We start from the raw sequence: 26,659 nt of genomic DNA on the forward strand, positions 1-26,659 counted from the left end.
GGAGCACCCCATGCCTGAGATCCTCGGCCACAACTTCATCGCAGGCGCACGCAGCGCCGCCGGCCCACAGCGTCTGCAAAGCCTGGACGCCACCACCGGCGAAGCCCTGCCCTACAGCTTCGCCCAGGCTACCGAGAGCGAAGTCGACCAAGCCGCCACTGCGGCCAAAGCTGCCTTCGTCGAATTCCGCCAGATGAGCCCGGCCCGACGCGCCGAGTTCCTCGATGCCATCGCCGCCGAACTGGACGAGCTCGATGACAGTTTCGTCGCCATCGTCTGCCGTGAAACCGCACTGCCTGCTGCCCGCATCCAAGGTGAGCGCGGCCGCACCAGCGGCCAGATGCGCCTGTTCGCGCAAGTGCTGCGTCGGGGCGACTTCCTCGGTGCGCGCATCGACCTAGCCCTGCCAGAGCGCCAGCCGCTGCCACGCGTTGACCTGCGCCAGATGCGCATCGGCGTAGGCCCGGTCGCGGTATTCGGTGCCAGCAACTTCCCACTGGCCTTCTCCACCGCAGGCGGTGACACCGCCGCCGCGTTCGCCGCAGGTTGCCCAGTGGTGTTCAAGGCCCACAGCGGACACATGGCCACCGCCGACCTGGTCGGCGCCGCGATCATCCGCGCCGCCGAGCGCACCGGCATGCCCAAGGGCGTGTTCAACATGATCTTCGGCAGCCGCGTGGGCGAGGCGCTGGTCAAGCACCCTGCGATCCAGGCAGTCGGCTTCACCGGCTCGCTCAACGGCGGCGATGCACTGTGCCGCCTCGCCGCCGAGCGCCCGCAGCCGATCCCGGTGTTCGCCGAAATGTCGAGCATCAACCCGGTGATCATCCTGCCAGGTGCCCTGGCCAAGCGTGGCGAGGCCATCGCCCGTGAACTGGCCGGTTCCGTGTGCATGGGTGCAGGCCAGTTCTGCACCAACCCTGGCATGGTGATCGGCCTGCAATCGGCGTCGTTCAGCCAACTGCTGACTGACCTTGGCCAGCACCTGGACGCACAGGCCGGCCAGACCATGCTCAACGCAGGCGGCCTGCGTAGCTACGTGGGCGGCCTGGAGCACCTGCACGCACATGCCGGTATTCAGCACCTGGCCGGTCAACCCCAGGAAGGCAGCCAGGCCCGCGCCCAGCTGTTCAAGGCCGATGCCCGCCTACTGGTAGAGTCCGACCCGCTGCTGCAGGAAGAAGTGTTCGGCCCGACTACGGTGGCTGTGGAAGTGACCGACAACGAGCAACTGCGCGCCGCCCTGCTGGGCCTTCGCGGCCAACTGACTGCAACGCTGATCGGCGAGCCGGAAGACTTCGAAGCCTTCGCCTGGCTGGTGCCACTGCTGGAAGAGAAAGTGGGTCGGATCCTGGTCAACGGTTACCCGACCGGTGTCGAGGTGTGCGATGCGATGGTCCACGGTGGCCCATACCCTGCCACCTCCGATGCGCGTGGCACCTCGGTCGGCACCCTGGCCATCGACCGCTTCCTGCGCCCGGTGTGCTACCAGAACTACCCGCAGGCATTGCTGCCTGAGGCGCTGCGTGACGGCAACCCGCTGGGTATTCGTCGACTGGTGAATGGGCAGTGGAACGACGGGGCGATCTGATCGTCCTTGAGCGAAGAAAGAAAGCCCCGCTGATGCGGGGCTTTCTTATTTCCAGTGCAAGGGCCTGATACTCAGGCTCTTTGCGCCTCGGCCTCGGCATGCGCCTGGCGCAGGCGTTCGCGGCTGTTGCTCAGGTGCAGGCGCATGGCCATTTTCGCCCCCTCGCTGTCGCCACGGGCGATGGCTTCATAGATGGCTTCGTGCTCGTGCATCAGCCGGCCCATGTAGTGGGCCTGATCATCGTGGGCCAGACGCGCGGAATTGAGCCGAGTGCGCGGAATGATGCTGGTACCCAGGTGATGGATGATGTCGGCGAAGTAATGGTTGCCACTGGCCTGGGCGATGCGCAGGTGGAACTGGAAGTCGGCCGATACCGCATCGGAGGCGTGCGCCGCCCCCTCGTTGAGTTCGTCCAGCGCTGCGCGCATACCCACCAGTTCCTCTTCGCTGCGCCGTTGCGCGGCCAGGCCTGCGGACTCGATCTCCAGGGCGATGCGCAACTCCAGCACCGACAGCACTTCGCGCAGGGTGACGATGGTAGCAGGGTCGATACGAAAACCGCCGGTACTCGGCGCATCCAGTACGAAGGTACCGATGCCGTGGCGGGTCTCGACCTGGCCTGCGGCCTGCAACCGCGAGATCGCTTCACGCACCACGGTACGGCTGACGCCTTCCTCGACCATGATCTGCGACTCGGTCGGGAGCTTGTCGCCGCGCTTGAGCTGGCCGCTGCGGATACGCTCGGTCAGCACGGTGACCAGCTCCTGCGCCAGGCTGCGGGGTTTGCGTCGGGTGCGTGGCTGTGCCTGCTGCTCTGTCATGCCCTGTACATTTGGTAGTGATAGACAGGCGCCATGATAGCGCATGCAGTTGTACGATCACATATCTATCCAAGGGTTTTTCAAGGCGTTTGCAGCGGCATTGGTAAAATGACGCACGCCCCACGGCACTGCGGCTGACGGTCTTGGCAATGTGTCGCACCAACGGCTGCGAAACCCCCCCCCGCGCATGCCCATCACCTGGCGGCAAAGTGGTGGCCCCCGGCGCCCTCAAGAACGATCAGACTCCTTTCTCCTTCAGACGCTTAGGACAGCAACATGCGGGTAATTCTAGCAACCGTGGCCAGCTGCCTGCTGGCCTTTGCCAGCGCTGGCGCACAGGCCCGGACATTGAGCCAGAACGAACGCCAAGTGTGTGGCTGGGGATCGCAGATCGCCGCCGAGGCCCAGCAGGCCAAGCTTTCCGGGGTTACCCAATACGCCATGCGCAAGAAGCTACAGGCGCGCAAGTTCCCCAAACCGTGGATGCGCATGACCGCCTTTGGTATTACCGAACAGACCTACAACAGCCGTTCGCGGCTCAAGCCAGCAGCGATCAAGCAGACCTACTACGAGCAATGCGCTCAACACGCCGTCGCAAAGAAATAAATGCTTTAGATCAGATAGTTACAGTAAATACCTAAGGCGATTTATTGAATCCAGAATGTCTTTTCAAGAATCAATAAATCGCTATAAATCAATACCTTATGCAAACAATCTAATCTAAATCCGTGCATTACCCCGTCGCCAGGGTGCGCCGTTCTTGAAGCAGGCCTCCAACCAGGCCTTGAACGCCCGTAACGCTGCCGTATTCAGGCGCGCCGAAGGGCGCACCAGGTAGATTCCCGCCGCCACATCCAGTTGCCAATCCGGCAGCACACGAACCAGCCGACCGGCTTGCAGGTCATCCACCATCAACCAGTCACCACCGGCCAGAATACCCACACCACGGCGCGCGGCCTCCAACAGCGCTTCATTGTCGTTGCTGCGCAGCGACCCGCCCACCTTCACGCTGACCTGCTCCCCCGCAGTGGTCAGGCGCCAGTCCGGGAAACTGCGCAGCCCACTGAAACCCAGGCAATTGTGCCCAGCAAGCTCAGCAGGTTGCTGCGGAGTGCCTAGACGTGCCAGGTAGTCAGGAGCAGCGCACAGAATGCGCAGGTGATCGCACAGCTTGCTCGCCACCAAGCGGTTGTCGGCCAGCTCGCCAATGCGGATGGCCGCATCGAAGCCTTCACCGATCAGGTCGACGAAGCGGTCGGCGTATTCGGCCTCGACCGACACCTGCGGGTGGGCCAGCACGAAATCGGCCACTACGGCGCTCAGCCAGCGGCGCCCCATGGCTGCCGGAAGCGCCAGGCGCAGACGACCACGCACCTGCGCAGCCCCCTGAGCGGCCTCCTGTTCGGCTTCGTCGATCAATCGGCCGGCATGGCGCAAGCGCTCCACCAGCCGCTCACCTTCATCGGTGAAGCGCAACTGCCGGGTGGATCGCTCCACCAGGCGGATACCCAGGCGTAGCTCCAGTGCGCCAAGGCGGCGCGATAGCACCGAGGGATGACGCTCCAACTGGCGCCCGGCAGCGGCGAACGAACCCTGCTCGTGCAGGGCCAGCAGGGTGGCCAGTTCATCGGCTCGGTGGCTGTCGAAGGGGTCCATGGCAAGGCTCGTGCAGGTTCAAGGAATGAGTACCAGCGCCCCTTCCGAACGGCCTTGTTCCAGATCCTCATGGGCCCTGGCAACCTCGCCCAGCGGATAGCGGCGCCAGGTCCGCGCCTGGATGATACCCGCCTGCAGGGCCGCCAGCACAGCGTCCGCCCGAGCCTGGTACTCCTCGGCGCTGGCCGTGTGGGCAGCCAAGGATGGCCGCGTGACGAACAGCGAGCCCTTGGCGTTGAGGGTGGCCATCTCGATGGCCGCCGGCGCTCCGCTGGTGGCACCGAACGATACCAACAGACCGCGCGGGCGCAGGCTGTCCAGGGAGGCTTGCAGCGAGACGCGGCCGACGCTGTCGTACACCACGTCCACCCCCTGCCCGCCAGTCAGCTCACGCACCTCGGCCGCCAAGGTCGCGGCGTCGAACACCAAGACATGCTCGCAACCGGCCGCCTGAGCCCTGGCCACACTCTGCGGCCGCGACACCACGCCAATCACCCTGGCGCCCAGGTGTCGAGCCCATGGCACCATCAACTGCCCCAGCGCACCGCCAGCACCGTAGATAAGCACCTGCGTTCTCGGCCCCACCAGGTAGGTACTGGTCAGCAGGTACTGGGCGGTGATGCCCTTGAACAGGGCCGCCGCCGCCTGCTCGTCACTAACCCCTGACGTGAGCTTGACCAGGCGCTCAGCCGGGAACAGCCGCGCCGAAGCGTAGCTGCCCACAGGGCCGGTGGCATACCCCACGCGATCGCCCACCTGCACGTTGAGTACCCCTGCCCCCACCGCCGTCACCCTTCCTGCGCCCTCCAGGCCCAAGCCCGCAGGCAGCGGTAAGGGCGCGACGCCTTTGCGTTGCAGCACATCCAACGGATTGACCCCAATCGCAGTCTGTTCCAGCCAGACCTCCCCCGGTCCCGGCCGTTGCTCGGACACCGCTTGCAGCTGCATCACGTCCACGTCGCCGGTTTGTTGCAGCACGATTCGCTTGGCCATGTTCGGTTCCTCAAGGGTTGTGCAGGTACAGGCAGGCTAGAGCGCTGCACCAAACCGAACAATGACCCTTGCTGAAGATCATTCGTGCATCAGAAACAGCAATGCACCCTGCCCGACACACCCCGCCAAGCGCGGCTCAATCCTTGCGCGCCACGACCCCGAACGCCATGTCCCCCAGATAAATCTGCGTCGACGCGCAGCGCTCGGCATCGAGCCGTGCCTGCAAGGTATCGATACCCACCTGCCTCGCCGTCGCCACCCCATGGGCAATGATCCGCGGCAGGCAGGCACGGACGATATCGCCCAGCGCATAGGCGTGACTGGGCGTTTGCACCAGGGCCTCGGCACGCAGGTCCTCGACCTGGAGCCCTGCCTCGCTGAAAACCCGGTGCAGGTTGAACCCAATGTGCAGGTCTGCCCCCTCGTGCACCAGCATGCGCCGCAGCCACTGCTGGGCCTTGCGATGCACAGGCAATGGCGCAAGGCTCGCCGGGGTAAGGGTGCTGTCATGCTCCTGAAACACCATCACGCCGCCGGGCAGCAGCAGCCGGGCCAACGCCCGCACGGCCTTGACCGCATCGCCCTGATACATCAGCACCCGGCGCCCGACAATGGCGTCGAACAACCCCAGCGAAGCCGGTAGCGCGTGCAGGTCGCCGACGATGAACTCAGGTCGTGCAGCCCCCTTGGGTGTGTCGCGTCGGGCCGCCATCAACAGCGCCTCTTCGGCCTGATCGACCCCCACCACAGCGCCGTCGCATTCCACCAGGCGGGCCAGCAACCAAGTCACATCACCGCGGCCACAGCCGACGTCGAGCACGCGCATGCCCGGGCCGATCTGCGCATCCTGCAACAGACGGGTAGTGAAATCCGTTTTCGACACAGGCATGCCGTGCTCCTTTTCGAGGACGTGTCAGTGTGCCGAGGGTCAGGCGCCAGATACAAGGCTGGTGACTCGGGTAGTCGATCTCGTGTGCCAGGCCGGCAGTATGGCCTACCCTTGTTCCTCACCCGTAAAGGAGGCGCCCATGCCCACCGACATCGACCTGCTGCAGAGCTGGCAGCACAATGCCCACGCCTGGATCGACGCCGTGCGCTCAGGCAGTATCGCTTCACGCCAGCAGGTGACCGACCAGGCCATTTTGCTAGCCTTGCTTGGCCTGGGCCCACAACGGGTGCTCGACCTGGGCTGTGGCGAAGGCTGGCTGCTGCGGGCATTGACCGAACGCGGCGTGACGGCCGTTGGCGTCGATGGCGATGCGCAACTGGTGGCCGCTGCACAGGCAGCAGGATCGGCACCGGTGCACCTGGCCAGCTACCAGCAACTGGCAGAAAACCGTGTCGATATCGGTGATGACTACGACCTGATCTGCGCCAACTTTGCCCTGCTACAGCAGGATATCGTGCCGCTGCTCAGCGCCCTGCGCGGGCGACTGACAGCCGACGGCGCACTGGTGATCCAGACCCTGCATCCGTGGGCGGCTGCAGCTGGCCTCTATCAAGACGGCTGGCGTGAAGAGTCGTTTGCAGGCTTCAGCGGACACTGGCAGCCCATGCCATGGTACTTGCGCACCTTGGGCAGTTGGCTCGATGCCTTGGCGCTGGCTGGTTTCAACCTTGAAGCGTTACGCGAACCGCAGCATCCGCAAAGCCCGGCCCCACAATCTCTGTTGTTGGTGGCGCGGTCTTGTCAGGCACGCCGGGCAAACGATAGGGTCATCGGCTAACGGCCCGCCCAAGGAACGCTGCATGCCTCGTTTTACCCCCCTACTAATCGCCAGCGCCTTGGCGCTGAGCGCTCCACCGTTGCTGGCCGCCGACCTGCAAAGCATGGTCGATGGCACGGTCGAGCCACTGATGCGCGAGCACGGTATCACCGGCCTGGCCGTGGCGGTTTACGCCAATGGCCAGGCCCACTACTTCAACTACGGCGTGGCCAGCAAACGCGATAAACAAGCGGTCACACGTGACACGCTGTTCGAAGTAGGCTCGGTGAGCAAGACGTTCACCGCCACCCTCGCAGCCCTGGCCAGTACCGAAGGCAAGCTCGACCTCGCCGCCAGCGCCAGCCACTACCAGCCAGCCCTGGCCGGCACACCGATCGGCAGCGCCACACTACTGGAGCTGGCGGCGTACAGCGGCGATTGCCTGCCGCTGCAATTCCCGGAGGCGGTGCAGACGCCCGCGCAAACCTTGGCGTTTTTTCAACACTGGCAACGGCGCAGCGAGCACGGCACCCAGCGCTGCTACTCGAACCCGAGCCTGGGCCTGTTCGGCGACCTGGCCGCCCGCGCCCAGCACACGCCATTCGCCGAGCTGATGAGCGCCACTGTGCTTCCCCGACTAGGCCTGCAACACACCTGGCTAGAGGTGCCACTTGCGCAGCAAGGGCTGTATGCCCAGGGCTACGATGCGCAAGACAAGCCGGTGCGGGTCGGCCCAGGTCCCTACGCCGACCAGGCGTACGGCATCAAGAGCAGCGCCAGCGACCTGCTGCGCTACGTGCAGTTGCAACTGCATCCAGAGGAATTGGACGCGCCCCTGCGCCGGGCCATCGCCCTCACCCAAGGTGGCTACTTCCAGGTGGGTAGCATGACCCAAGGCCTGGGCTGGGAACGCTACCCCTACCCCGTCAGCCTAGGCACCCTGCTCGCAGGCAACAGCGCGCAGATGATCCGCGAGCCCCAGGCCACCCGCGCGCTCACCCCGGCACTGCCCGCGCTAGCCAGCGCTTGGTACAACAAGACCGGCGCCACCAACGGCTTCGGCGCCTACCTGGCGTTCGTGCCGTCGAAGCAGATGGGCATCGTGCTACTGGCCAATCGTAACTACCCCAATGATGCGCGCGTGCGTGCCGCTTACCGCATTCTTTCGAGTCTGGAGCAATGAACATGTTGAGAATCCTTGGCAAGGCCACGTCGATCAACGTACGCAAGGTGTTATGGACCTGCGCCGAACTGCAACTGCCCTACCAGCGCGAGGACTGGGGCAGCGGTTTCCAGCCCACGGACGCACCGCAATTTCTGGCCCTGAACCCCAATGCCATGGTGCCGGTGGTGGTCGACGGCGATTTCGTGCTGTGGGAATCCAACACCATCATCCGCTACCTAGCCAACCAGCACGGCGGCGCACACCTGTACCCCAGCGCCCCGCGTGCCCGCGCGGCGGTGGATCAGTGGCTGGACTGGCAGGCCACCGACCTCAACGACGCCTGGCGCTACCCGTTCATGTCGCTGGTACGCCAATCACCCGCCCATCAGGATCCAGCACTGCTGGCCGCCGGCTGCGCGACCTGGAATGCCCGGATGCAGCTACTGGAACAGCGCCTGGAGGCTACTGGCGCGTACGTTGCTGGCAACGATTTCAGCCTGGCCGACGTGGTCATCGGGCTGTCACTGAACCGTTGGCGGCGCACCCTTGCCCAGCGCCCGGAACTGCCGGCACTGGAGGCGTACCACACGCGTCTGCGTCAGCGTCCAGGCTTCCTCGAACATGGCGACAACGGCTTGGTTTGACGGCGGATGATGGATTGTCGGACAAGATGTAGTGATAAAAAATATTCACTACAAAACTGTTGACGCCTCTCCTGGCCCTTGTGCATGATGAGGCCGTCTCCCTGATCGGGAGCGGTGGCAAGGGTGTTCCAGACGGCCTGCGCGGTAACGCAGGCCGTTCGTGGAGAGGGAAACTGCCCAGAAGGCAGCGTGAGAAAGCCCCTGTTGCGAAGCTGCTGTAGCAGCCTTGGTTAGCGCGCTACATGTGTAGTGCCGAATGTGAACTTCACAACGTTGTTCACCAACGAATGAGAGTAATGGGGGCTTTATGATGAACTTGAACAACAATCCGACTATTGACCAATTGGCCCAGCTGTTCGCCGCGCGCAAGGACAGCCTGGACGATCATCTGCTGTGGGTCAGCCAAACCGGCGAAGTCCGCCTGGACCGCCTACCGCCGAACACAGCCGAAGCTGAATTCGAATCGCACATGCCGAGCATGCGTGCCCGCTTCAAGGTCTACCGCCGTGGCCAAGGCTACGTCGGCAAGAAGGCCGCCGCCGACACCGGTTTCGTCGGCCGCGTTCTGCAGACCCTGCAACAACAATGGCCCGACGCCCGCGAGCATCAGGCCGTCAAGGTGATCGACACGCTGAACTGACAAGGCGCGTCATTCATCCTCGCTTAGCCCGGCCCACAAGGCCGGGCTTTTTCATGACGGCGGCAAGCGCCTCAGGCTCACTCTCAGGCCCGCCGCCGGCAAGGCACTTGCCCGGGCATCGGCAAGGCGCCCGTCGCCAACGCCCGAACCCGATCCACGCCCCACACCAGCGCACGGGTCATGGTTTCGCCAGGACGCGCCGGGTAGTACTCCTCCAACAGCGCGCCGCCATTGCGCGCGTAGATCCCGAGGAACAACTGTGTCGCCCCCAGGCGCGACAACCGCACCTGCACATCCAGGCTAGTGCCATCGCTGAGCACTTCGTCGTGGCTACGGCTGTGCAACTGTGCATCAGCCCACTGCCAGTAGGTTTCTTCCCTGATTCGCATTGGCGTCGATACTCCCTCTGATCGAATGCCGCGCAAGAAAACCACAGACCCGTAACGTTGGCCAGAGCGACCTGTCCTAGCCATGCGCCGGATCAACGAATGCAGGAAAAACCCCACCATTCGGCGGTAATCCAGCCCCTCTCTCGGCACAAAACCGCCCCTACAGCGTCCGTGCAGGAGCGGCCTTGTGTCGCAATGGGCCGCACAGCAGCCCCAGCAATCTCAAGTGAACAGCAGGTGGGTCATTTTTTCGAGGGCACACGCGGGGTGAAGCGGCCCTTCTTGCTGCGCTGCAAATGGGCAGGTTGCAACTGCTCCGATTCATCCAGGGTCATGTGGGCAAAGCCCAGGCGGAACGCGGCTTGGCCGCAGCGCACTTGGCTGTTGATCGGAAATGAATCGTTCATGTCTTCGAAATAGGATTCGCTCATGCCCTTGTCTCCCTCCACTGGTGACCGTGCCGGCAAGCAGTGCGCTTGCCCAATTAAGCGGCGGCCCTGATGAAGTTAGACTAGCCGGTCATTTGCAGACCTATCGGACATTTTCCCCTTGCCCGACCAGTGGCACTTAGCCTTACCTGAGGCGCACCGCCGTGCCGGTGGCGAACACCACGACCATGCCACCCTGCACCGAGGGCATGCTGATCTCGAAGTCGACACCCAGCACAGCATCGGCCTGCAACAGCCGTGCCCGAGTCTGCAACTCTTCGGTGGCCTGCTCGCGGGCAAGCTTCAGCGCGCTTTCCAGGGTCTGTGAACGACCACCGAAGACGTCGCGAAAGCGTGCAAAGAAATCGCGCACGAAGTTGATACCCTGCACCGATTCGGCGCTGACCACGCCGAGGTATTCGGCAACCGGGCGGCCTTCGAGCTGGCTGGTGGTTGAGATGATCACGGCGGGCGCTCCCTTGGGCTGGCGAAGGGAGCGAGTCTAACAGAGCCTCAGGCGGGCGAGCTCGCCCACCTCTGCATCAATGTACAGTAGCCGCCCGCAGACGCTGCCCCAAACGCGGTCCGAACACGTTGATCAGTAACCCCAGCATCACCAGCAACGCGCCCCAGCCCTGGACAGCACTCAAACGCTCGCCCAGCAGCAGCGCCGAGGAACTCAGGCCAATCACCGGGACCAACAGCGAGAACGGCGCCACCTTGCCTGCCGGGTGACGCGACAACAGCGTACTCCACAGGCTGTACCCCAGCATGGTGGCGACGAACGCCAGGTAGATCAGCGCTAACACCGAACTCCAACTGATGTTGAGCAGCGCATGAGCAATGCGCTCGGGCCCCTCCAAGTACCACGACAGCGCCAGGAACGGCAGCGGCGGGATCAGTCCACCCCAGATCACCAACGCCACCAGGTCGACCTTGCCGAAGCGCCGAGTGATGATGTTGCCCATGCCCCACATCGCGCCCCCGCACAATGTCAGCAACAAGGCGATCAGTGGCACGTGGCTGCTGTTTTCGCTGCCTATTACCGCAAGGCCGCTGGCGGCCACCAGGAGCCCCAGCACACCGGCCATGCGCAGGCGCTCACCCAGAAACAACGCGGCGAAGCCCATGGTGAAGAACGCCTGCGATTGCAACACCAGCGACGCCAGCCCCGGTGGCATACCGCTGTACATGGCCTGGAACAAGAACGCGAATTGGCCCAGCGAAATGGTCGCGCCATAGGCGATAAGCCAGCGCCATGGCAAGTTCGGGCGCTTGACCAGCAGCACAGCGGGGAACGCCACCAGAGCAAAGCGCAAGGCGCCCAGCAACATCGGCGGCAAGCCATCGAGGCCGACCTTGATCACCACGAAATTGACGCCCCAGGCGATGATCACCACCAGGGCAATCAGCAGATCCTTGAGTGGCATGGCACGCATTCCTTCTTCAGGCTTGTTCTAGACATATTTGGAAACAGCATAAGGTTATTCCTGAACCATGGACCAGCACAGTTACGCAGCACCCTTGCATAACAGTAGGCTGTGATGCCCCGCCCGCCCCTGCACGCCAATCGCGCAAACATCGGCTTGACCTTACTTGTATATACATGATCATATCAGCACCAGGTCATCGCCCTGCCGATCACCGCCGCCCTGACAAAAACAACGAAGCGGAGCCCTTTGCCGATGTCCAGCACACCTGTGATCGAGCGGCGCTCGATCGACTACATCCCCGAATCCGAGCGCCACGGGCGCGTCTATAGCCAGTTCACGCTTTGGCTGGGGGCCAACTTGCAAATAACCGCAATCGTCACCGGGGCCCTCGCCGTGGTGCTGGGCGGCGATGTGTTCTGGTCGCTGATCGGCTTGCTGCTGGGCCAGTTGATCGGCGGTGCGGTGATGGCCCTGCACGCCGCCCAAGGTCCGCGCCTGGGGTTACCCCAGATGATTTCCAGCCGCGTGCAGTTCGGCGTGTACGGTGCAGCCATCCCCATGCTGCTGGTGTGCCTGATGTACCTGGGCTTCACCGCCACCGGCACGGTGCTCTCAGGCCAGGCCATCGGCCAGTTGCTCAGTGTCAGCGACAGCACCGGTATCCTGATCTTCGCCGCGGTGATCGTGCTGGCGACCCTGGCCGGCTATCGGGTGATCCACTGGATCGGCCGGGTGGCCAGCGTGCTGGGCATCATTGCCTTCGTTTACCTGTTCAGCCGCATCCTGATGCTGGCAGACATCGGCCAACTGCTCGACAACCGCCACTTCAGTTGGGCAAGCTTCCTGCTGGCGGTGTCGCTGGCAGCGTCCTGGCAGATCGCCTTCGGCCCGTACGTGGCAGACTACTCGCGCTACCTGCCAAGCAACACGTCGCCGCTCAAGACCCTCCTCGCCACTGGGCTGGGCTCAGTGCTCGGAGCCCAGGCCTCGATGATCCTCGGGGTATTCGCCGCCGCCATCGCCGGCGGCCAGTTCTCGGGGCGCGAAGTGGCCTACATCGTCGGGCTGGGCGGTGCCGGCACCACGGCGGCACTGCTGTACTTGTGCATCGCCTTCGGCAAAGTGACCATCTCCACGCTCAATAGCTACGGCAGCTTCATGTGCATCGCCACCATCATCAGCGGGTTCCGTGGCCATGTGCAGATCAGCCGGACGCAGCGCCTGGTGTTCGTGCTGGGGATCGTCGGGGCGGCCACCTTGGTCGCGCTGCTCGGCCAACATGCGTTTCTCAGTGCCTTCAAATCATTCATTCTGTTCCTGCTGACCTTCTTCGTGCCGTGGAGTGCGGTGAACCTGGTGGATTACTACTTCATCACCAAGGAGCGCTATGACATCCCGGCACTGGCCGACCCGGATGGCCGCTATGGGCGCTGGAACTGGCCGGGTATCGGTGTGTATACCCTCGGCGTACTGGTACAGATGCCATTTATCGACACCAAGCTATACACCGGGCCCCTGGTGGCGCATCTGGGAGGCGTCGATGTGTCGTGGCTGATCGGTCTGGTGGTGCCGAGCGTGCTGTACTACTGCGTCGCCCGCCGCCGGGCAGCCGAGGCGCCAGCACGGATTATCCTGCCCGAGGGGCGTTGAGCGAAGGCTGAACGACGCAGGCGCCCTGTCATCCGACGGTCACGCTACTGTCGTAATCTGCAGCGTAACTCTGCGCCACAGGTCTTCGGCATGCACCGCCTGCTTATCGCGACGCTCTTCGTGTTCCCCATGCTGGCCCTCGCTGAGACTGCGCAAGTGCGCATCCAGGGCTCCAACACCATTGGTGCCGCGCTGGGCCCGGCACTGGTACGTGGCATGCTGCACGCGCAAGGGGCCAGCACAATCGAGACCCTGCCTGGCGCCCAGCCCAACGAAACGCTGATCCGCGCCCGCAGCCGCAATAACCAGCCGCTGCGCATCGAGATTGCCGCGCATGGTTCAAGCACCGGCTTCGCCGCCCTGGCCGCTGGCGAGGCGGACATGGCCGCCGCCTCGCGGCCAGTCAACGATCAGGAAGTGCGGCAACTGCAAGCACTGGGCAACCTGCGCGGTGCAAATACCGAGCAGGTAATCGGCCTGGACGGTGTAGCGGTGATCGTGCATCCCGACAACCCTCTGACCCAACTGAGCATCGCGCAATTGGCGCAGGTGTTCGCAGGCCAGGTGCAGCGTTGGGAACAGTTGGGCGTGCCAGGCGGGGCTATTCACGTGTACGCCCGCGACGATCGCTCGGGGACCTTCGAGACATTCAAGGCCCTGGTGCTCGACCCACAACAGCGACAGCTGTCGAGCCAGGCGCGACGTTTCGAGTCCGCCGATGACCTGGCCGAAGAGGTCGAAGGCGACCGCCAAGCCATCGGTTTCAGCGGCCTGGCCTCGGTACACCAGGCCAAGGTGCTGGCCGTCGGCGAAGGCGATGCCACTGCGCTGCCACCCAGCCCTGCACTGGTCGCCAGCGAAGACTACCCGCTGTCGCGCCGATTGTTCTTCTACCTACCCGAGCATCCCCGCACCCTGGCCCGAGCGCTGGCTGATTTCGCCCAGAGTCCGGCGGGCCAGGCTATCGTCGCTGAACAAGGGTTCGTCTCTCAACAGGTGCGCGCATTGCCCATGCCTGCCCAGCCGGATATGCCCGCACGCTACCGGGCCCTGGCGGGCCAAGCCAAGCGCTTGACCGTGAACTTCCGCTTCCAGCAAGGCAGTGCCAATCTCGACAACAAGGCCCTGCGTGATGTGCAACGGGTCAGCGACTACCTCGTGCGAGCCGGCAAGCTGAACGATAAGGCTGTTCTGGTGGGCTTTGGCGACCCCAAGGAAACGCCAGGCCGCGCTGCCCTGCTCTCACGCCTGCGGGCCATGGCGGTGCGCCGCGAGCTGGCACGCGCCGGGGTATTGGTGAGGGATGTGATTGGCATGGGCGATGAGCGGCCGGTGGCTGACAACGAGCGGGCGCAAGGGCGCCTGCGCAACCAGCGGGTGGAGGTCTGGGTGTACTGACAGGAAACGATATGTAACACCCTGCACCGCCCTGCCGCGCGCTGGACGACTAGGCTCGAATCTATGTGATACCGGGCCCCTCTGACGGTTAACGCCGCCATGTCGGAATCACTGTTGCGATGCAACGTCGACAATCAAGGAGGGGCTCATGACAGCTCTGCACACTTTTCTGTTTACCCCGTTCCTGGGTACCAGCGCGTGGTTGTGGCTGGTGTTCATCATCATCGTCGTGGGCCTGCTGGTGCTCGATCTGGGCGTACTGCACCGCCACGACCGCGAAATCGAAATGCGCGAAAGCCTGCTGCTGTACGCCGGATACTTCAGTGTCGGAGTGCTGTTCGGCGTATGGGTCTGGCATGAGCTAGGGTCGCAGGCGGCTCTGGAGTTCTATACCGGTTTTCTGGTCGAGCAGTCGCTGTCGATGGACAACGTGTTCGTCATGGCAATGATCTTCAGCTTTTTCGCCATCCCCCGCCGCTACCAACATCGGGTGCTGTTCTGGGGCATTCTCGGGGTGGTGCTGTTGCGGGCGATCATGATCGGCGTGGGCGCTGCGCTGGTGCAGCATTTTGCCTGGGTGCTGTACCTGTTCGGGGCGTTCCTGCTGTTCACCGGGATCAAGATGGCGCTGTCGAAGGCCGACGCCCATCCCGACCTTGCCAACAACTCGGTGCTGCGCTTCGTGCGCCGGCACATGCGTGTTACCGACCAACTGCATGGCCCACGCTTTTTCGTGCGTCTGACACCGCCTGGGGCCAGCCGCAGCGTGCGCTACGCCACGCCACTGTTCCTCGCGCTGGTGTTGATCGAGCTGGCCGACCTGGTGTTCGCGGTCGACAGCGTGCCAGCGATTTTCGCCATCACCCAGGACCCGTTCATCGTCTACACCTCGAACATCTTCGCCATCCTTGGCCTACGCTCGTTGTACTTCGCCTTGGCGGCGTTGATGCACCGCTTCGTCTACCTCAAGTACGCCCTGGCGCTGGTGCTGATCTTCATCGGCTGCAAGATCTTCTGGCATGGGATGGTCGGCAAGGTACCGGCAGAGGTGTCGCTGGGGGTGACCTTCGGATTGCTGCTCGGTGGCGTGGTGCTGTCGCTGCTGCGCACACGGCGGCAGCCGCAATAGCCGGTTGAAAGGGGGCCGCAAAGCGGCCCTCCCCCTCGTTCAGGGCTGGATGCCCTCGACGATGATCACCTGGGCCTTGGCCACCCCCTGCCGGTGCTTGCAAGCCTCCTGATAAAGGTCTGAGCGATAGCACGCCAGGGCCTGCTCGTAGGAGTCGAACTCAATCACTACGCTACGCTGAGGCGTGACCCGTCCTTCCATCGCTTCGCTACGCCCGCCACGGGCCAGAAAGCGCCCACCGAAGGCAACGAACGCCGCAGGGGCGCGCTGGGTGTACTGCTGGTACTGCTCGGGGTCGCTAACATCCACGTGGGCGATCCAATAGGCCTTCATGCGTCGTACTCCTGCTTCAGGGATATTTGTGTATGATGGTATACCATAAAAACCACTCCACCACCGCGAGCGTGCAGCATGGCATTCAACAGCATCGAAGAACTCTTAGAGGACTACCGGCAAGGCAAGATGGTCCTGCTGGTGGATGACGAAGACCGTGAAAACGAAGGTGACTTGCTGATCGCTGCCGAGCGTTGCGACGCGGCGGCCATCAACTTCATGGCCCGTCAGGCGCGCGGCCTGATTTGCCTGACCCTGACCGACGAGCATTGCCAGCGTCTGGGGCTGGAGCAGATGGTGCCGAGCAACGGCAGCGTGTTCAGCACTGCTTTCACCGTCTCCATCGAGGCCGCCAGCGGCGTCACCACCGGCATTTCCGCAGCCGACCGGGCACGTACCGTAGCTGCGGCGATGGCGCCTGACGCGCGCCCCGAAGACCTCGTGCAACCGGGCCATATCTTCCCCCTGCGTGCCCGTGAAGGCGGCGTGCTGACACGCGCCGGTCACACCGAGGCGGGCTGCGACCTGGCGCGCCTGGCCGGCTTCACGCCCGCCTCTGTGATCGTCGAGGTACTCAACGACGACGGCAGCATGGCCCGTCGCCCGGACCTCGAAGTGTTCGCGGCGCAACATGGCATCAAGATCGGCACCATCGCCGGCCTGATCCACTACCGCCTGAGCACCGAACAAACCATCAAGCGCATCGGTGAACGCGAACTGCCCACCGTGCACGGCTCCTTCCGCCTGGTTACCTACGAGGACCGTATCGAAGGTGGCGTGCACATGGCCATGGTGATGGGCGAGATTCGCCACGACCACCCCACTTTGGTGCGGGTTCACGTGATTGACCCGCTGCGCGATCTGGTCGGTGCGGAGTATGCCGGCCCCGCCAACTGGACCTTGTGGGCAGCCCTGGAGAAGGTTGCCGCCGAGGGTGCCGGGGTGGTGGTGATCCTGGCCAACCACGAGTCGTCCCAAGCGTTGCTCGAGCGCGTGCCGCAGCTGACGCAGCCGGTGCGCCCGTACCAGCGTGGCCAATCGAAGGTGTATTCGGAAGTGGGCACCGGGGCGCAGATTCTTCAGGACCTGGGCGTGGGCAAACTGCGCCACCTCGGCCCGCCGCTGAAGTATGCGGGGCTGGCAGGGTACGAGCTGGAAGTGGTGCAGAGCATCCCGTTCGAACCGCAGGCTTGAGCTACAAGCTGCAAGCTGCAAGCTGCAAGACAGAAGCAAGTGTGCGCCACCACGCGATCCGCTTTTTCTTTCAGCTTGCCGCTTACCGCTTGCGCCCCCCCAAGAGAGTGATGGCCGGTCGCCCATCCCTCTTGCGAAAAGTTTGGAATACCATAATATGATATCCCGTAGACCTTGAAATCTTTGGCCGAACCTACAATCACAAGACGGCCGCGCGACAACACTTAGATAGCTGCTCCCCGAACACTATTGGCGGGCGCACCACAGGCCCCGCCTCGAATAACAAAAGCAACGAGGGCGTAACCATGCTGTTGAGCAAACGTGTAACCGCAGTGCTGTCCGCCAGCCTGCTGACCTTGGCATGTCAGGCCGCACAGGCCGCCGACAGCCTCAATTTCGTCAGCTGGGGTGGGACCACCCAGGATGCCCAGAAAGATTCCTGGGCCGCGTCATTCACCAAGGACACCGGCATCAAGGTCGTTCAGGACGGCCCCACCGACTACGGCAAACTCAAGGCCATGGTCGAAAGCGGCAACGTGCAGTGGGATGTGGTCGACGTCGAAGCCGACTTCGCCCTGCGTGCCGCCAGCGAAGGCCTGCTCGAACCCCTCGACTTCACCCAGATCAAGCGCGACAAGATCGACCCACGCTTCGTCTCCGACCATGGCGTCGGTTCGTTCTTCTTCTCCTTCGTGCTCGGCTACAACGAAGGCAAGCTCGGTGCCAACAAGCCGGTCGACTGGACCGCGCTGTTCGACACCAAGACCTATCCCGGCAAACGCGCCCTGTATAAATGGCCGAGCCCCGGCGTGCTCGAACTGGCGTTGTTGGCCGACGGCGTAGCCCCCGACAAGCTCTATCCGTTGGACCTGGACCGCGCCTTCAAGAAACTCGACACCATTAAGAAAGACATCGTCTGGTGGGGCGGCGGCGCCCAATCGCAACAGCTGCTGGCCTCCGGTGAAGCCTCGCTCGGGCAGTTCTGGAACGGCCGTGTGTATGCCCTGCAACAAGACGGTGCGCCAGTGGGCGTGAGCTGGAAACAGAACCTGGTCATGGCCGACTTCCTGGTCATCCCCAAAGGCGCCAAGAACAAGGACGCGGCCATGAAGTTCCTGGCCAATGCCAGCAGCGCCAAGGGCCAGGCCGATTTCGCCAACGCCACCGCCTACGCGCCAGTCAACGTCGACAGCGTCGGGCGCCTGGACCCGCAACTGGCCAAGAACCTGCCCACCGCCTACGGCAGCGACCAGGTGACCTTGGACTTCGCCTACTGGGCGAAGAACGGCCCGGCCATCGCCGCCCGCTGGAATGAGTGGCTGGTCAAATGAAAGTTGCTATCAACGCCCTGCACAACGCGCAAGGTGCCCCTTCGGGCACCGGCGCTCCAGGCGCGGCCAGCCGCCGCGTGAGCCTTGGTCAACGCTGGAAAGGCAGCCGCAACCTGCTGCCCGCCCTGCTCTTTCTGGGCCTGTTCTTCTTCGCCCCGCTGATCGGCCTGTTGCTGCGCGGGGTGCTGGAACCGGTACCGGGCCTGGGTAACTACGAGCAGCTGTTCGCCAACTCGGCCTACGCACGGGTGCTGTTCAACACCTTCTCGGTGGCCGGCCTGGTCACCCTGATCAGCATGCTGCTGGGCTTCCCGCTGGCCTGGGCGATCACCCTGGTACCCAAGGGCTGGGGGCGCTGGCTGCTCAACATCGTGCTGCTGTCGATGTGGACCAGCCTGCTCGCACGCACTTACTCGTGGCTGGTGCTGCTGCAAAGCTCGGGGGTGATCAACAAGGCGTTGATGGCGATGGGCATCATCGATGCCCCGATAGAAATGGTGCACAACCTTACCGGGGTGGTGATCGGCATGAGCTACATCATGATTCCGTTCATCGTGCTGCCGCTGCAGGCGACCATGCACGCCATCGACCCGATGGTGCTGCAAGCCGGCTCGATCTGCGGCGCCAGCCCCTGGACCAACTTCTGGAAAGTGTTCCTGCCGCTGTGCCGCTCGGGGCTGTTCTCCGGCGCGTTGATGGTGTTCGTGATGTCGCTCGGTTACTACGTCACCCCGGCGCTGCTGGGCGGGGCGCAGAACATGATGCTGCCCGAGTTCATCATCCAGCAGGTGCAATCGTTCCTTAACTGGGGCCTGGCCAGTGCCGCCGCAGCGCTGCTGGTGGTCATCACCCTGGTGCTCTTCTACCTGTACCTGAAGCTGCAGCCGGAATCCCCGGTTGGCAACGCGAGGTAATCCGTCATGCTTCTGTCCCCCAATGCCATGGGCCGCCCGCTGCGCACCGGCCTTTACCTGACCACCGGGGTCATCGCGGCGTTCCTGCTGCTGCCGGTAGTGTTCATCGTGCTGCTATCGTTCGGTTCCTCGCAATGGCTGGTGTTCCCGCCACCAGGCTGGACGCTCAAGTGGTACGCCCAGTTCTTCTCCAACCCGGAGTGGATGGACGCCGCCCTGGCCAGCTTCAAGGTCGCCGTACTGACCACCATCGCCGCCGTACTGCTGGGCCTGCCGACCGCCTTCGCCCTGGTGCGCGGGCGCTTCCCGGGGCGTGAGCTGCTGTACGGGCTGTTCACCATGCCGATGATCGTGCCACTGGTGATCATCGCCGTGGCGGTGTACGCGCTGTTTCTCAAACTGGGCTACACCGGCACGTTGTTCGCGTTCGTGGTCAGCCACGTGATCGTTGCCCTGCCCTTCACCATCATTTCGATCATCAACTCGCTCAAGCTGTTCGACCAGTCGATCGAGGACGCAGCAGTGATCTGCGGCGCTTCGCGCCTGCAAGCGATCCTCAAGGTGACCTTCCCGGCGATTCGCCCAGGGATGATCGCCGGCGGCCTGTTCGCCTTTCTCGTCTCGTGGGACGAAGTGGTGCTGAGCGTGATGATGGCCAGCCCCGACCTGCAAACCCTGCCGGTCAAAATGTGGACCACCCTGCGCCAAGACCTGAGCCCGGTGATCGCGGTCGCCTCGACCCTGCTGATCGGCCTGTCGCTTCTTGTCATGGTCATTGCCGCCGCCCTGCGCCGGCGCGCCGAAGTCAACGCCTGAGTGCCCGGAGACAATAACAATGAGTGCTGTGATCAAAGACAACGCGCACACCAAGACCCTGGTCAGCCTGCGCGGCCTGAACAAGCACTACGGCGACTTCACCGCCGTGGACAACCTCGACCTGGAGATCCAGGACGGCGAATTCCTCACCTTCCTCGGCTCCAGCGGCTCGGGCAAATCCACCACGCTGTCGATGCTGGCCGGCTTCGAAACCCCCAGCAGCGGCGAGATTCTGGTCGATGGCCAATCGCTGGTGAACGTGCCGCCGCACAAACGCGATATCGGCATGGTATTCCAGCGTTACTCGCTGTTCCCGCACCTGAACGTGCGTGACAACATCGGCTTCCCGCTGGCCATCCGCAAGTTGGGCGCGGCCGAAACCGCCAAACGCGTCGACGCCATGCTCAAGCTGGTGCAACTGGAAAAGTTCGCCCACCGCCGCCCTTCGCAGATGTCCGGCGGTCAGCAGCAACGGGTGGCAATCGCCCGGGCGCTGGTGTACGAGCCGCGCATCTTGCTGATGGACGAGCCGCTCGGCGCGCTGGACAAGAAGCTGCGTGAAGACCTACAGGACGAGTTGCGCCAGTTGCACCGGCGCCTGGGCATCACCATCGTATACGTGACCCACGACCAGGAAGAAGCCATGCGCCTCTCACAGCGCATCGCCATTTTCAGCCACGGCAAGATCGTCGGCCTGGGTACCGGCTACGACCTCTACCAGAACCCACCGAATGCCTTCGTGGCCTCGTTCCTGGGCAACTCGAATTTCCTGCGCATCAAAGCCAGCGGGAACGGCGCCGGTAGCTTCGAGGGTCAGCCGGTGGCGATTCGCCTGACACCGAACCTGGCCGCCGGGCAGGACGCGCTGATCATGGTACGCCCGGAAAAGGCCTTGGCCCTGACCGCAGAACAAGCTGCTCGTGAAAGCCTGCCAGCCGGCTGGAACGAGGTCACCGCGACCGTGGGCGAGGTATTGTTCCTGGGCGAAAGCCAGACCTGCCATGTGCTGACCCCAGGCGGTACGGAGCTGACCGTCAAGGCACTGTCCGCAGCGGGAATGCCGATGCAGCCGGGAGATAAGGTCAAGGTACGTTGGGCGGTGGCCGATGCCTGCATCTACACCGAATGGGCAGAAAGCGATTTGAGCAAAGGCGCCGGGGCGCACTGAGCCCTGGGCGCGGGCCAGGCGCAGGGTGTTGAAACCTGCGCTGAACCTGTGCCGACGAACCTCTTGCCGAGCGCCTCGGCAAGCACCCAGCTAGGCCTTCTTGCGCTGCATCCACGCAGCGCCCAGCCCACTCAGGCAGATGATCGCGATCCCCACCAAGCTCACCCCATCCGGCGTGTGCCCAAACACCATCCATCCCAGCAGACCCGCAAAGACGATCTGGCAATAGCTGAACGGCGCCAGCAAGGCTGGCGCTGCATGCCGGAACGCCTGGGTCAGCAACAGGTGCGCAGTCATCCCACAGCCGCCGAGCCCGAGCATTAACAGGACGTGCGTCCAGTGCGGTACCTGCCAGAAGAACGGCACCAGCGCCGTCATCACCAGTGTGTTGCACAGCCCTGCGTAGAAATTACTGGTGGTCGGGCTGTCGTAAGCCGCCAGCTTGCGCGTCAGCAGTTGGTAGAAACAGAACCCCAGCGCAGAACCGAACGGAAACAGAATCGCCGGGGTGAACATCGCGCCGCCCGGATGCACCACCACCAACACACCCACAAAGCCCAGAACTACCGCCACCCACTGCCCCACGCTGACACGCTCCTTAAGCAGCGGCACCGACAGCGCGGTGACCAGTACCGGCGCAAGGAAGTTGACCGCCGTGGCCTCGGCCAGCGGCAGGTACTGTAGGCCGGCAGTGAACAACAGGCTGGTACTGAGCAGGCTCAGGGCTCGTAGCGTCTGCAGCAACGGTCGCCGGGTACGTAGCACCGCCACGCCCGCCTTGGGCAGGAAGATCCCGGCCATCAGCAGGGTATGCACCACGTAGCGGGCCCAGACCACCATGATGATCGGGTAAAGGCCGCCAAGGAATTTCGACAACCCGTCATGGCTGGCGAACAGGAAGGTGGCCACCACCACCAGCACGATGCCGCGCAGCGGCTGGTTGACTCCGGACAGCGGCGTACTGGAACTCATGGGGCCCTCGGGCAATGGCCCGGACTTGGCGTGCGGGCATGCGCGGATTCTAGAAGAGATCGACGCCGATGAACATTGTGCGCGCAGCGCAGTGTGCTTGGCCGACTAGGTTTTGTGCGCTAATCGACCACTTTATGCGGCATCCCGCCGCCAGCCGGGGCGTAATCGTGGATCATGCCCCTTCGTTTTAGATCCGTACAAGGAGTTCCCATGCACAGGCTCACGACTCGCCTAGGCCTCGACATGCCCGCCCTCGGCCTAGGCACCTGGCCGATGACCGGCAGCGACTGTACCCGCGCCGTACATCAGGCACTGGAGCTGGGCTACCGGCACATCGACACCGCCACCGCGTACGCCAACGAAGCCGCCGTCGGCCAGGCGCTGCGCGACAGCCAGGTGCCACGCGAAGCCATTCACCTGACGACCAAGGTCTGGTGGGACCGTTTGCAACCCCAAGCCATGCGCCAGTCCCTGGAAGACAGCTTGCGCGCCTTGGGCACCGAGCAAGTTGACCTGTTTTACATTCACTGGCCTGCCCAGCAATGGGACTTGGCCCGCAGCCTGGAAACCTTGGTGCAGTTGCGCGACGAGGGTAAGACACGCTGCATCGGCGTGGCCAACTTCCCGCTAGGCCTGCTGCGCCAGGTGGTGGAGCAGTTAGGCGTACCGCTCTCGGCGATCCAGGTGGAATACCACGCCTTGCTGGATCAAAGTCCACTGCTGGCCTTCGCGCGTCAGCATGACCTGGCCTTCACCGCCTACACGCCTCTGGCCCGGGGCCAAGTGGCCGAGCAAGCGGCGGTGCGCGCCATTGCCGAGAAACATGCAGTAACGCCAACCCAAATCGCCTTGGCCTGGTTGCTGGAGCAGCCGGGCGTAGCCGTGATTCCAAAGGCCAGCAGCCGGGAGAACCAATTGACCAACCTGGCGGCACTGCAAGTGCGTCTGGATGACGCCGACCGTGCGGCAATCGCGGCCTTGCCGAAAGATCGGCGCGTGGTGAACCCTGAGTTTGCGCCGCAATGGGATAGCTGAACGCCGCCCCTCGCCCGCCTTCAGGCCTTAGTGCCTGAGTGCGGGCTCGGCGAGCTAGGTCGGGTTACTCGTCGCTCCCCACCTGCCCTACCTGTTTCAGGCGCTCACTGGCCGGCACCGGTCGCCCATACAAGTACCCCTGGAAATTCGAGCAACCCTCGGCCATCAGCCGCTGCATCTGCTCAGCCGACTCCACGCCCTCGGCCGTGGTCTTGATCATCAGGCTATTGGACAGCTCCGTGATCGCGCGCACGATCGACATCGCCTCACGGCTGTCGCACATGTCGTGAACGAACGACTTGTCGATCTTGATCCGGTCGAACGGAAACGAACGCAGGTAGCCGAGCGACGAATAGCCCGTACCGAAGTCGTCCAGGGATATCGATACCCCAAGGTCCTTGAGCGCGCGCAGCGTACGCACGTTCTCTTCGCTGTTGCCCAGTAGCACCGACTCGGTGATTTCAAGCTCCAGGCGGCTGGCCGGCAAGCCCGAATCGGCCAGCGCCAGGGCCACCGTATGCACCAGCCCGGTGTTCTTGAACTGCACCGGCGACAGGTTCACCGAGACACTCTGTTCGCTGTCCCAACTGGCCGCCTCCTGGCAAGCCAGGTTCAAGGCCCGGGCACCGATCTCGTGGATCAGCCCGGTTTCCTCGGCAATCGGAATGAAGTCCATGGGCATGATCATGCCGCGCGCCGGGTGTTCCCAGCGCATCAGCGCTTCATAGCCGGTGACGGTGTTGTTCTGCGGGTCGATGACCGGCTGGTAGTGCAGTTGCAATTGGCCCAGGTGCAGCGCAGTACGCAGGTCGGTCTCCACCAGGCGGCGTTGGCGGGCGGCGACGTCCAGTTCGACATGGAAACATTCGAAACGGTTACGCCCGTTGCGCTTGGCCTCGTACAACGCCATGTCGGCGTAACCAAGCAATTGCTCGCCCTGTTCGTGATCGACCGGTGCGACGGCCACGCCGATGCTCACACCTACGGTGAACTGGTGGCCTTCGATCAGGAATGGTGGGCAAATCGACTCGATCAGGCGCTGTGCGGTGTTGCTGGCCGCTTCACGGTTGTCCAGCCCTACCAGCACCACGGCGAACTCATCGCCCCCCAGACGCGCGAGGGTGTCGTGCTCGCGTAACTCACGGCGCAGGCGCTTGCCCAAGGCACGTAGCAATTTGTCGCCAAAGGCATGGCCGAGGGTGTCATTGATGTTCTTGAAGTTGTCCAGGTCAAGACACAGTGCGGCGGTCAACTTGCCACTGTGCTCGCCGCTCAGCAGCGCCTGCTTGAGACGCTCGTTGAATAGGGTGCGGTTGGGCAGGCCGGTCAGCGCATCATGGTGGGCCATGTGATGGATCTGGGCGTGGGCGGCGAGTTCTTCGGTGACGTCTTCGGCCACGAACAGCACATAGTCGCTCTGCCCTTCGCGGTTCTGACAGAGCATGGCGCGGCTGCGCAAGGTGCGCGTGCCACTGGCAGTGTCCACCCGGGTCTCGGCGCGGTAGCCCTTGGTGCTGCGTGCGCCGCGGGCCAGTTGTTGTTCGAGGTAGTTAGCGGCAGCCGGCGCCAAGCATTGGCGCGGCAGCTTGCCGACCAGGCTCACACCCTGGCCCCCGAACAGCCGCTCGGCCTGCTGGTTGGTCAGCAGAATCTGGCGGCTGCGCAGGTCCTGGACGATAACACTGGCAGGGATATTGGCAATCACCGAGTCAAGAAACTGCGACAGGTTGGTCATCTCCTGGCTGTACTGCTCGGCCAGTTCCTTGGCCTTGAGCAGCTCCTGTTCCTGCTGCCGGCGTTCGGTGATGTCACGGGTGATCTTGGCAAACCCGATCAACTGGCCACTGTCTTCGTCGTGGATCGGCTCGATCACAACGCTGGTCCAGAACAACGAACCATCCTTGCGCTGGCGCACGCCATCGGCCTGAAAACGACCCTCCAGGCGCGCGGTCGCAAGGCTAAGCGCCGGCAGACCGGCCTCGCGATCAGCTTCGGTGTAGAAGACCGAGAAGTGCTGGCCGACGATTTCCTCGCGGTGATAGCCCTTGGCCCGCTCGGCGCCTGCGTTCCAATTCACCACATGGCCATGGGTATCGAGCATGTAGATGGCGTAGTCACGCACCCCCTGCACCAACAGTCGGAAATGCCGCTCCTGCTCGCGCTGGGCGAGCTGCGCCCGATACTGCTCGGTGCAGTCACGGGTGATCTTGGCGAACCCCACCAATTGCCCTTCATCGTCATGCACCGCCTCGATCAGCACATGGGCACGAAACGCCGAGCCGTCCTTGCGCAGGCGCCAGCCGTGCTCCTCGAAACGCCCAGTGCTACGGGCCTGTTCGAGGTTACGCGCCGGCACCCCCGCAGCACGCTCATCCTCGACGTAGAACAGCGAATAATGCTGGCCGACGATTTCCTGTGCGCTGTAACCCTTGGCGCGCTGGGCACCGGGGTTCCAGTTGGCGACGAAGCCGTCAGGTGTGAGCAAGTAGATGGCGTAGTCCACCACGCTCTGGATCAACAGCCGGTACATGACGTCGGGACTTGCAGCTAGCGACATGGAATTTACCTGAACCTGCAACGGGCACGAAAAGGCGCATGCCGAGCTCCTGGGTCAGGTCAGCTAGGACGCGCAAAATACTGGCATTATGCCGGCTGACGAACGGCTTAGGTCAGTTCATGACGAAAAATACGCCGCGCACTTCAGTGCCGCACCCCGCTCACCAGGAAGTTGCGCAAATTCGGCTCGTCATCCAACGCGATTTCCTCCACCGCACGTGGCAGATCCGCCAACAACGCCTGGCAGAAGGCCAGGGCAGACGCATCGCCGCCATAACAGCGCAACAGCCAGTTGGCCTGGCCATGGCACAGAAACTGACGGGCCACAGCGCTGCCCACGCCCTGGCGCCTATAACGCTTGAGGATGAACAGGTCCGCCAGTTCCCGCGCCTCCAACCCCGGCACTTCGCTGCCCTCGATCAGCACGAAACCTGCGATGAACCCGTCCACCAGCACCAGGTACGCGCCCCAGCCGGGCGACTGCCAGTAGCGTTGCAAGTGCGGTTCATGCACATAGAAACGTCCGTCCACCTCGACATCCTCCTGCTCCCAGTCGGACGATTCGTAGGCGTAGAACTGGTACAGGTTGCGCACAAGCTCAGCCTGCTCGGGACCGGTCGGTAGCAGTTCGATGGAGGCAGGCATGGCGGGCTCGGGCGAAGGAAGGGAGCGCGATTGTAGCCGTGTGGCCCGCGCC

Annotated in this window: 27 protein-coding genes; 15 read left to right on the forward strand and 12 right to left on the reverse strand. The window is 63.6% G+C overall.

Annotated features, from left to right (window positions below; translation table 11 throughout):
- Nucleotides 1-10: 10 nt before the first annotated feature.
- The gene (locus FEM01_RS04140) at nt 11-1,591 is read left to right on the forward strand and encodes an aldehyde dehydrogenase (NADP(+)) (RefSeq protein WP_138217996.1); all 1,581 of its coding nucleotides are present in this window, start codon (nt 11-13) and stop codon (nt 1,589-1,591) included.
- A gap of 71 nt (nt 1,592-1,662) precedes the next feature.
- Here FEM01_RS04140 and FEM01_RS04145 read toward each other — a convergent pair whose 3' ends face one another.
- Nucleotides 1,663-2,412: a FadR/GntR family transcriptional regulator gene (locus FEM01_RS04145; protein ID WP_138217997.1), complete on the reverse strand. Its 750-nt coding sequence runs from the start codon at nt 2,410-2,412 to the stop codon at nt 1,663-1,665.
- Nucleotides 2,413-2,688: 276 nt separating this feature from the next.
- Between FEM01_RS04145 and FEM01_RS04150 the strand changes: the two genes are divergently transcribed.
- Complete coding sequence (locus FEM01_RS04150; protein WP_138217998.1) at nt 2,689-3,018, forward strand: hypothetical protein; 330 nt, start codon at nt 2,689-2,691, stop codon at nt 3,016-3,018.
- A gap of 114 nt (nt 3,019-3,132) precedes the next feature.
- Here FEM01_RS04150 and FEM01_RS04155 read toward each other — a convergent pair whose 3' ends face one another.
- The 3 genes from FEM01_RS04155 to FEM01_RS04165 form a co-directional block, all read right to left on the reverse strand.
- A complete protein-coding gene (locus FEM01_RS04155) occupies nt 3,133-4,068 on the reverse strand; it encodes a LysR family transcriptional regulator (RefSeq protein WP_138217999.1) in 936 nt (311 codons plus the stop codon).
- A gap of 18 nt (nt 4,069-4,086) precedes the next feature.
- Entirely contained in the window at nt 4,087-5,061 is a 975-nt protein-coding gene (locus tag FEM01_RS04160) for a quinone oxidoreductase family protein (RefSeq protein WP_138218000.1), read from the reverse strand.
- 136 nt (nt 5,062-5,197) lie between these two features.
- Nucleotides 5,198-5,950, reverse strand: a complete 753-nt coding sequence (locus FEM01_RS04165; protein ID WP_138218001.1) for a methyltransferase domain-containing protein — start codon at nt 5,948-5,950, stop codon at nt 5,198-5,200.
- 139 nt (nt 5,951-6,089) lie between these two features.
- Here FEM01_RS04165 and FEM01_RS04170 point away from each other — a divergent pair, with 139 nt between their 5' ends.
- From FEM01_RS04170 to FEM01_RS04185, 4 genes are all read left to right on the forward strand, one after another.
- Complete coding sequence (locus FEM01_RS04170; protein WP_138218002.1) at nt 6,090-6,788, forward strand: class I SAM-dependent methyltransferase; 699 nt, start codon at nt 6,090-6,092, stop codon at nt 6,786-6,788.
- A gap of 22 nt (nt 6,789-6,810) precedes the next feature.
- Complete coding sequence (gene ampC / locus FEM01_RS04175; protein ID WP_138218003.1) at nt 6,811-7,950, forward strand: class C beta-lactamase; 1,140 nt, start codon at nt 6,811-6,813, stop codon at nt 7,948-7,950.
- Between the two features lie 2 nt (nt 7,951-7,952).
- Entirely contained in the window at nt 7,953-8,576 is a 624-nt protein-coding gene (locus tag FEM01_RS04180) for a glutathione S-transferase family protein (protein ID WP_138218004.1), read from the forward strand.
- Nucleotides 8,577-8,883: 307 nt separating this feature from the next.
- A complete protein-coding gene (locus FEM01_RS04185) occupies nt 8,884-9,216 on the forward strand; it encodes a hypothetical protein (RefSeq protein ID WP_138218005.1) in 333 nt (110 codons plus the stop codon).
- A gap of 83 nt (nt 9,217-9,299) precedes the next feature.
- On the opposite strand, the gene FEM01_RS04190 is transcribed toward FEM01_RS04185, so the two are convergent.
- The 4 genes from FEM01_RS04190 to FEM01_RS04205 form a co-directional block, all read right to left on the reverse strand.
- Complete coding sequence (locus FEM01_RS04190; RefSeq protein ID WP_138218006.1) at nt 9,300-9,605, reverse strand: hypothetical protein; 306 nt, start codon at nt 9,603-9,605, stop codon at nt 9,300-9,302.
- Nucleotides 9,606-9,847: 242 nt separating this feature from the next.
- The gene (locus tag FEM01_RS04195; protein ID WP_138218007.1) at nt 9,848-10,036 is read right to left on the reverse strand and encodes a hypothetical protein; all 189 of its coding nucleotides are present in this window, start codon (nt 10,034-10,036) and stop codon (nt 9,848-9,850) included.
- Nucleotides 10,037-10,178: 142 nt separating this feature from the next.
- Nucleotides 10,179-10,499 (reverse strand): YbjQ family protein, encoded by a 321-nt coding sequence (locus tag FEM01_RS04200; RefSeq protein WP_138218008.1) that lies wholly within the window; start codon nt 10,497-10,499, stop codon nt 10,179-10,181.
- Between the two features lie 76 nt (nt 10,500-10,575).
- Complete coding sequence (locus FEM01_RS04205; protein WP_138218009.1) at nt 10,576-11,463, reverse strand: EamA family transporter; 888 nt, start codon at nt 11,461-11,463, stop codon at nt 10,576-10,578.
- A 255-nt stretch (nt 11,464-11,718) separates the two neighbouring features.
- On the opposite strand from FEM01_RS04205, the gene FEM01_RS04210 reads away from it, so the two are divergent.
- The 3 genes from FEM01_RS04210 (at nt 11,719) to FEM01_RS04220 (ending at nt 15,643) form a co-directional block, all read left to right on the forward strand.
- Entirely contained in the window at nt 11,719-13,116 is a 1,398-nt protein-coding gene (locus FEM01_RS04210; protein WP_138218010.1) for a purine-cytosine permease family protein, read from the forward strand.
- A gap of 90 nt (nt 13,117-13,206) precedes the next feature.
- Complete coding sequence (locus tag FEM01_RS04215) at nt 13,207-14,514, forward strand: substrate-binding domain-containing protein (protein ID WP_138218011.1); 1,308 nt, start codon at nt 13,207-13,209, stop codon at nt 14,512-14,514.
- Between the two features lie 148 nt (nt 14,515-14,662).
- A complete protein-coding gene (locus tag FEM01_RS04220) occupies nt 14,663-15,643 on the forward strand; it encodes a TerC family protein (RefSeq protein ID WP_138218012.1) in 981 nt (326 codons plus the stop codon).
- 39 nt (nt 15,644-15,682) lie between these two features.
- Here the strand turns inward: FEM01_RS04220 and FEM01_RS04225 are convergent, their stop codons facing one another.
- On the reverse strand, nt 15,683-15,976 hold the full coding sequence (locus tag FEM01_RS04225; RefSeq protein WP_138218013.1) for a DUF1330 domain-containing protein: 294 nt from the start codon (nt 15,974-15,976) through the stop codon (nt 15,683-15,685).
- A gap of 78 nt (nt 15,977-16,054) precedes the next feature.
- On the opposite strand from FEM01_RS04225, the gene ribBA reads away from it, so the two are divergent.
- From ribBA to FEM01_RS04250, 5 genes are all read left to right on the forward strand, one after another.
- Complete coding sequence (ribBA, locus tag FEM01_RS04230) at nt 16,055-17,170, forward strand: bifunctional 3,4-dihydroxy-2-butanone-4-phosphate synthase/GTP cyclohydrolase II (RefSeq protein ID WP_138218014.1); 1,116 nt, start codon at nt 16,055-16,057, stop codon at nt 17,168-17,170.
- A gap of 305 nt (nt 17,171-17,475) precedes the next feature.
- A complete protein-coding gene (locus FEM01_RS04235; protein WP_138218015.1) occupies nt 17,476-18,501 on the forward strand; it encodes an ABC transporter substrate-binding protein in 1,026 nt (341 codons plus the stop codon).
- Nucleotides 18,498-19,415, forward strand: a complete 918-nt coding sequence (locus FEM01_RS04240; protein ID WP_138218016.1) for an ABC transporter permease — start codon at nt 18,498-18,500, stop codon at nt 19,413-19,415. Before FEM01_RS04235 ends, FEM01_RS04240 begins: the two co-directional genes overlap by 4 nt.
- A gap of 6 nt (nt 19,416-19,421) precedes the next feature.
- Entirely contained in the window at nt 19,422-20,231 is an 810-nt protein-coding gene (locus FEM01_RS04245) for an ABC transporter permease (RefSeq protein WP_138218017.1), read from the forward strand.
- Between the two features lie 19 nt (nt 20,232-20,250).
- Nucleotides 20,251-21,399 carry an ABC transporter ATP-binding protein gene (locus FEM01_RS04250; protein WP_138218018.1) on the forward strand — a complete coding sequence of 383 codons (1,149 nt, stop codon included), beginning with the start codon at nt 20,251-20,253 and terminating at the stop codon, nt 21,397-21,399.
- 90 nt (nt 21,400-21,489) lie between these two features.
- On the opposite strand, the gene FEM01_RS04255 is transcribed toward FEM01_RS04250, so the two are convergent.
- On the reverse strand, nt 21,490-22,371 hold the full coding sequence (locus FEM01_RS04255; protein ID WP_138218019.1) for a DMT family transporter: 882 nt from the start codon (nt 22,369-22,371) through the stop codon (nt 21,490-21,492).
- A gap of 210 nt (nt 22,372-22,581) precedes the next feature.
- Here FEM01_RS04255 and FEM01_RS04260 point away from each other — a divergent pair, with 210 nt between their 5' ends.
- Nucleotides 22,582-23,406: an aldo/keto reductase gene (locus FEM01_RS04260; protein ID WP_138218020.1), complete on the forward strand. Its 825-nt coding sequence runs from the start codon at nt 22,582-22,584 to the stop codon at nt 23,404-23,406.
- Between the two features lie 64 nt (nt 23,407-23,470).
- Here the strand turns inward: FEM01_RS04260 and FEM01_RS04265 are convergent, their stop codons facing one another.
- Both FEM01_RS04265 and FEM01_RS04270 read right to left on the reverse strand, forming a co-directional pair.
- Nucleotides 23,471-25,963 (reverse strand): sensor domain-containing protein, encoded by a 2,493-nt coding sequence (locus FEM01_RS04265; protein ID WP_138218021.1) that lies wholly within the window; start codon nt 25,961-25,963, stop codon nt 23,471-23,473.
- Nucleotides 25,964-26,106: 143 nt separating this feature from the next.
- The gene (locus FEM01_RS04270) at nt 26,107-26,607 is read right to left on the reverse strand and encodes a GNAT family N-acetyltransferase (protein WP_138218022.1); all 501 of its coding nucleotides are present in this window, start codon (nt 26,605-26,607) and stop codon (nt 26,107-26,109) included.
- Nucleotides 26,608-26,659 lie beyond the last annotated feature (52 nt).

The organism is Pseudomonas mosselii (assembly GCF_005796105.1).
Lineage (GTDB): Bacteria > Pseudomonadota > Gammaproteobacteria > Pseudomonadales > Pseudomonadaceae > Aquipseudomonas > Aquipseudomonas mosselii_C.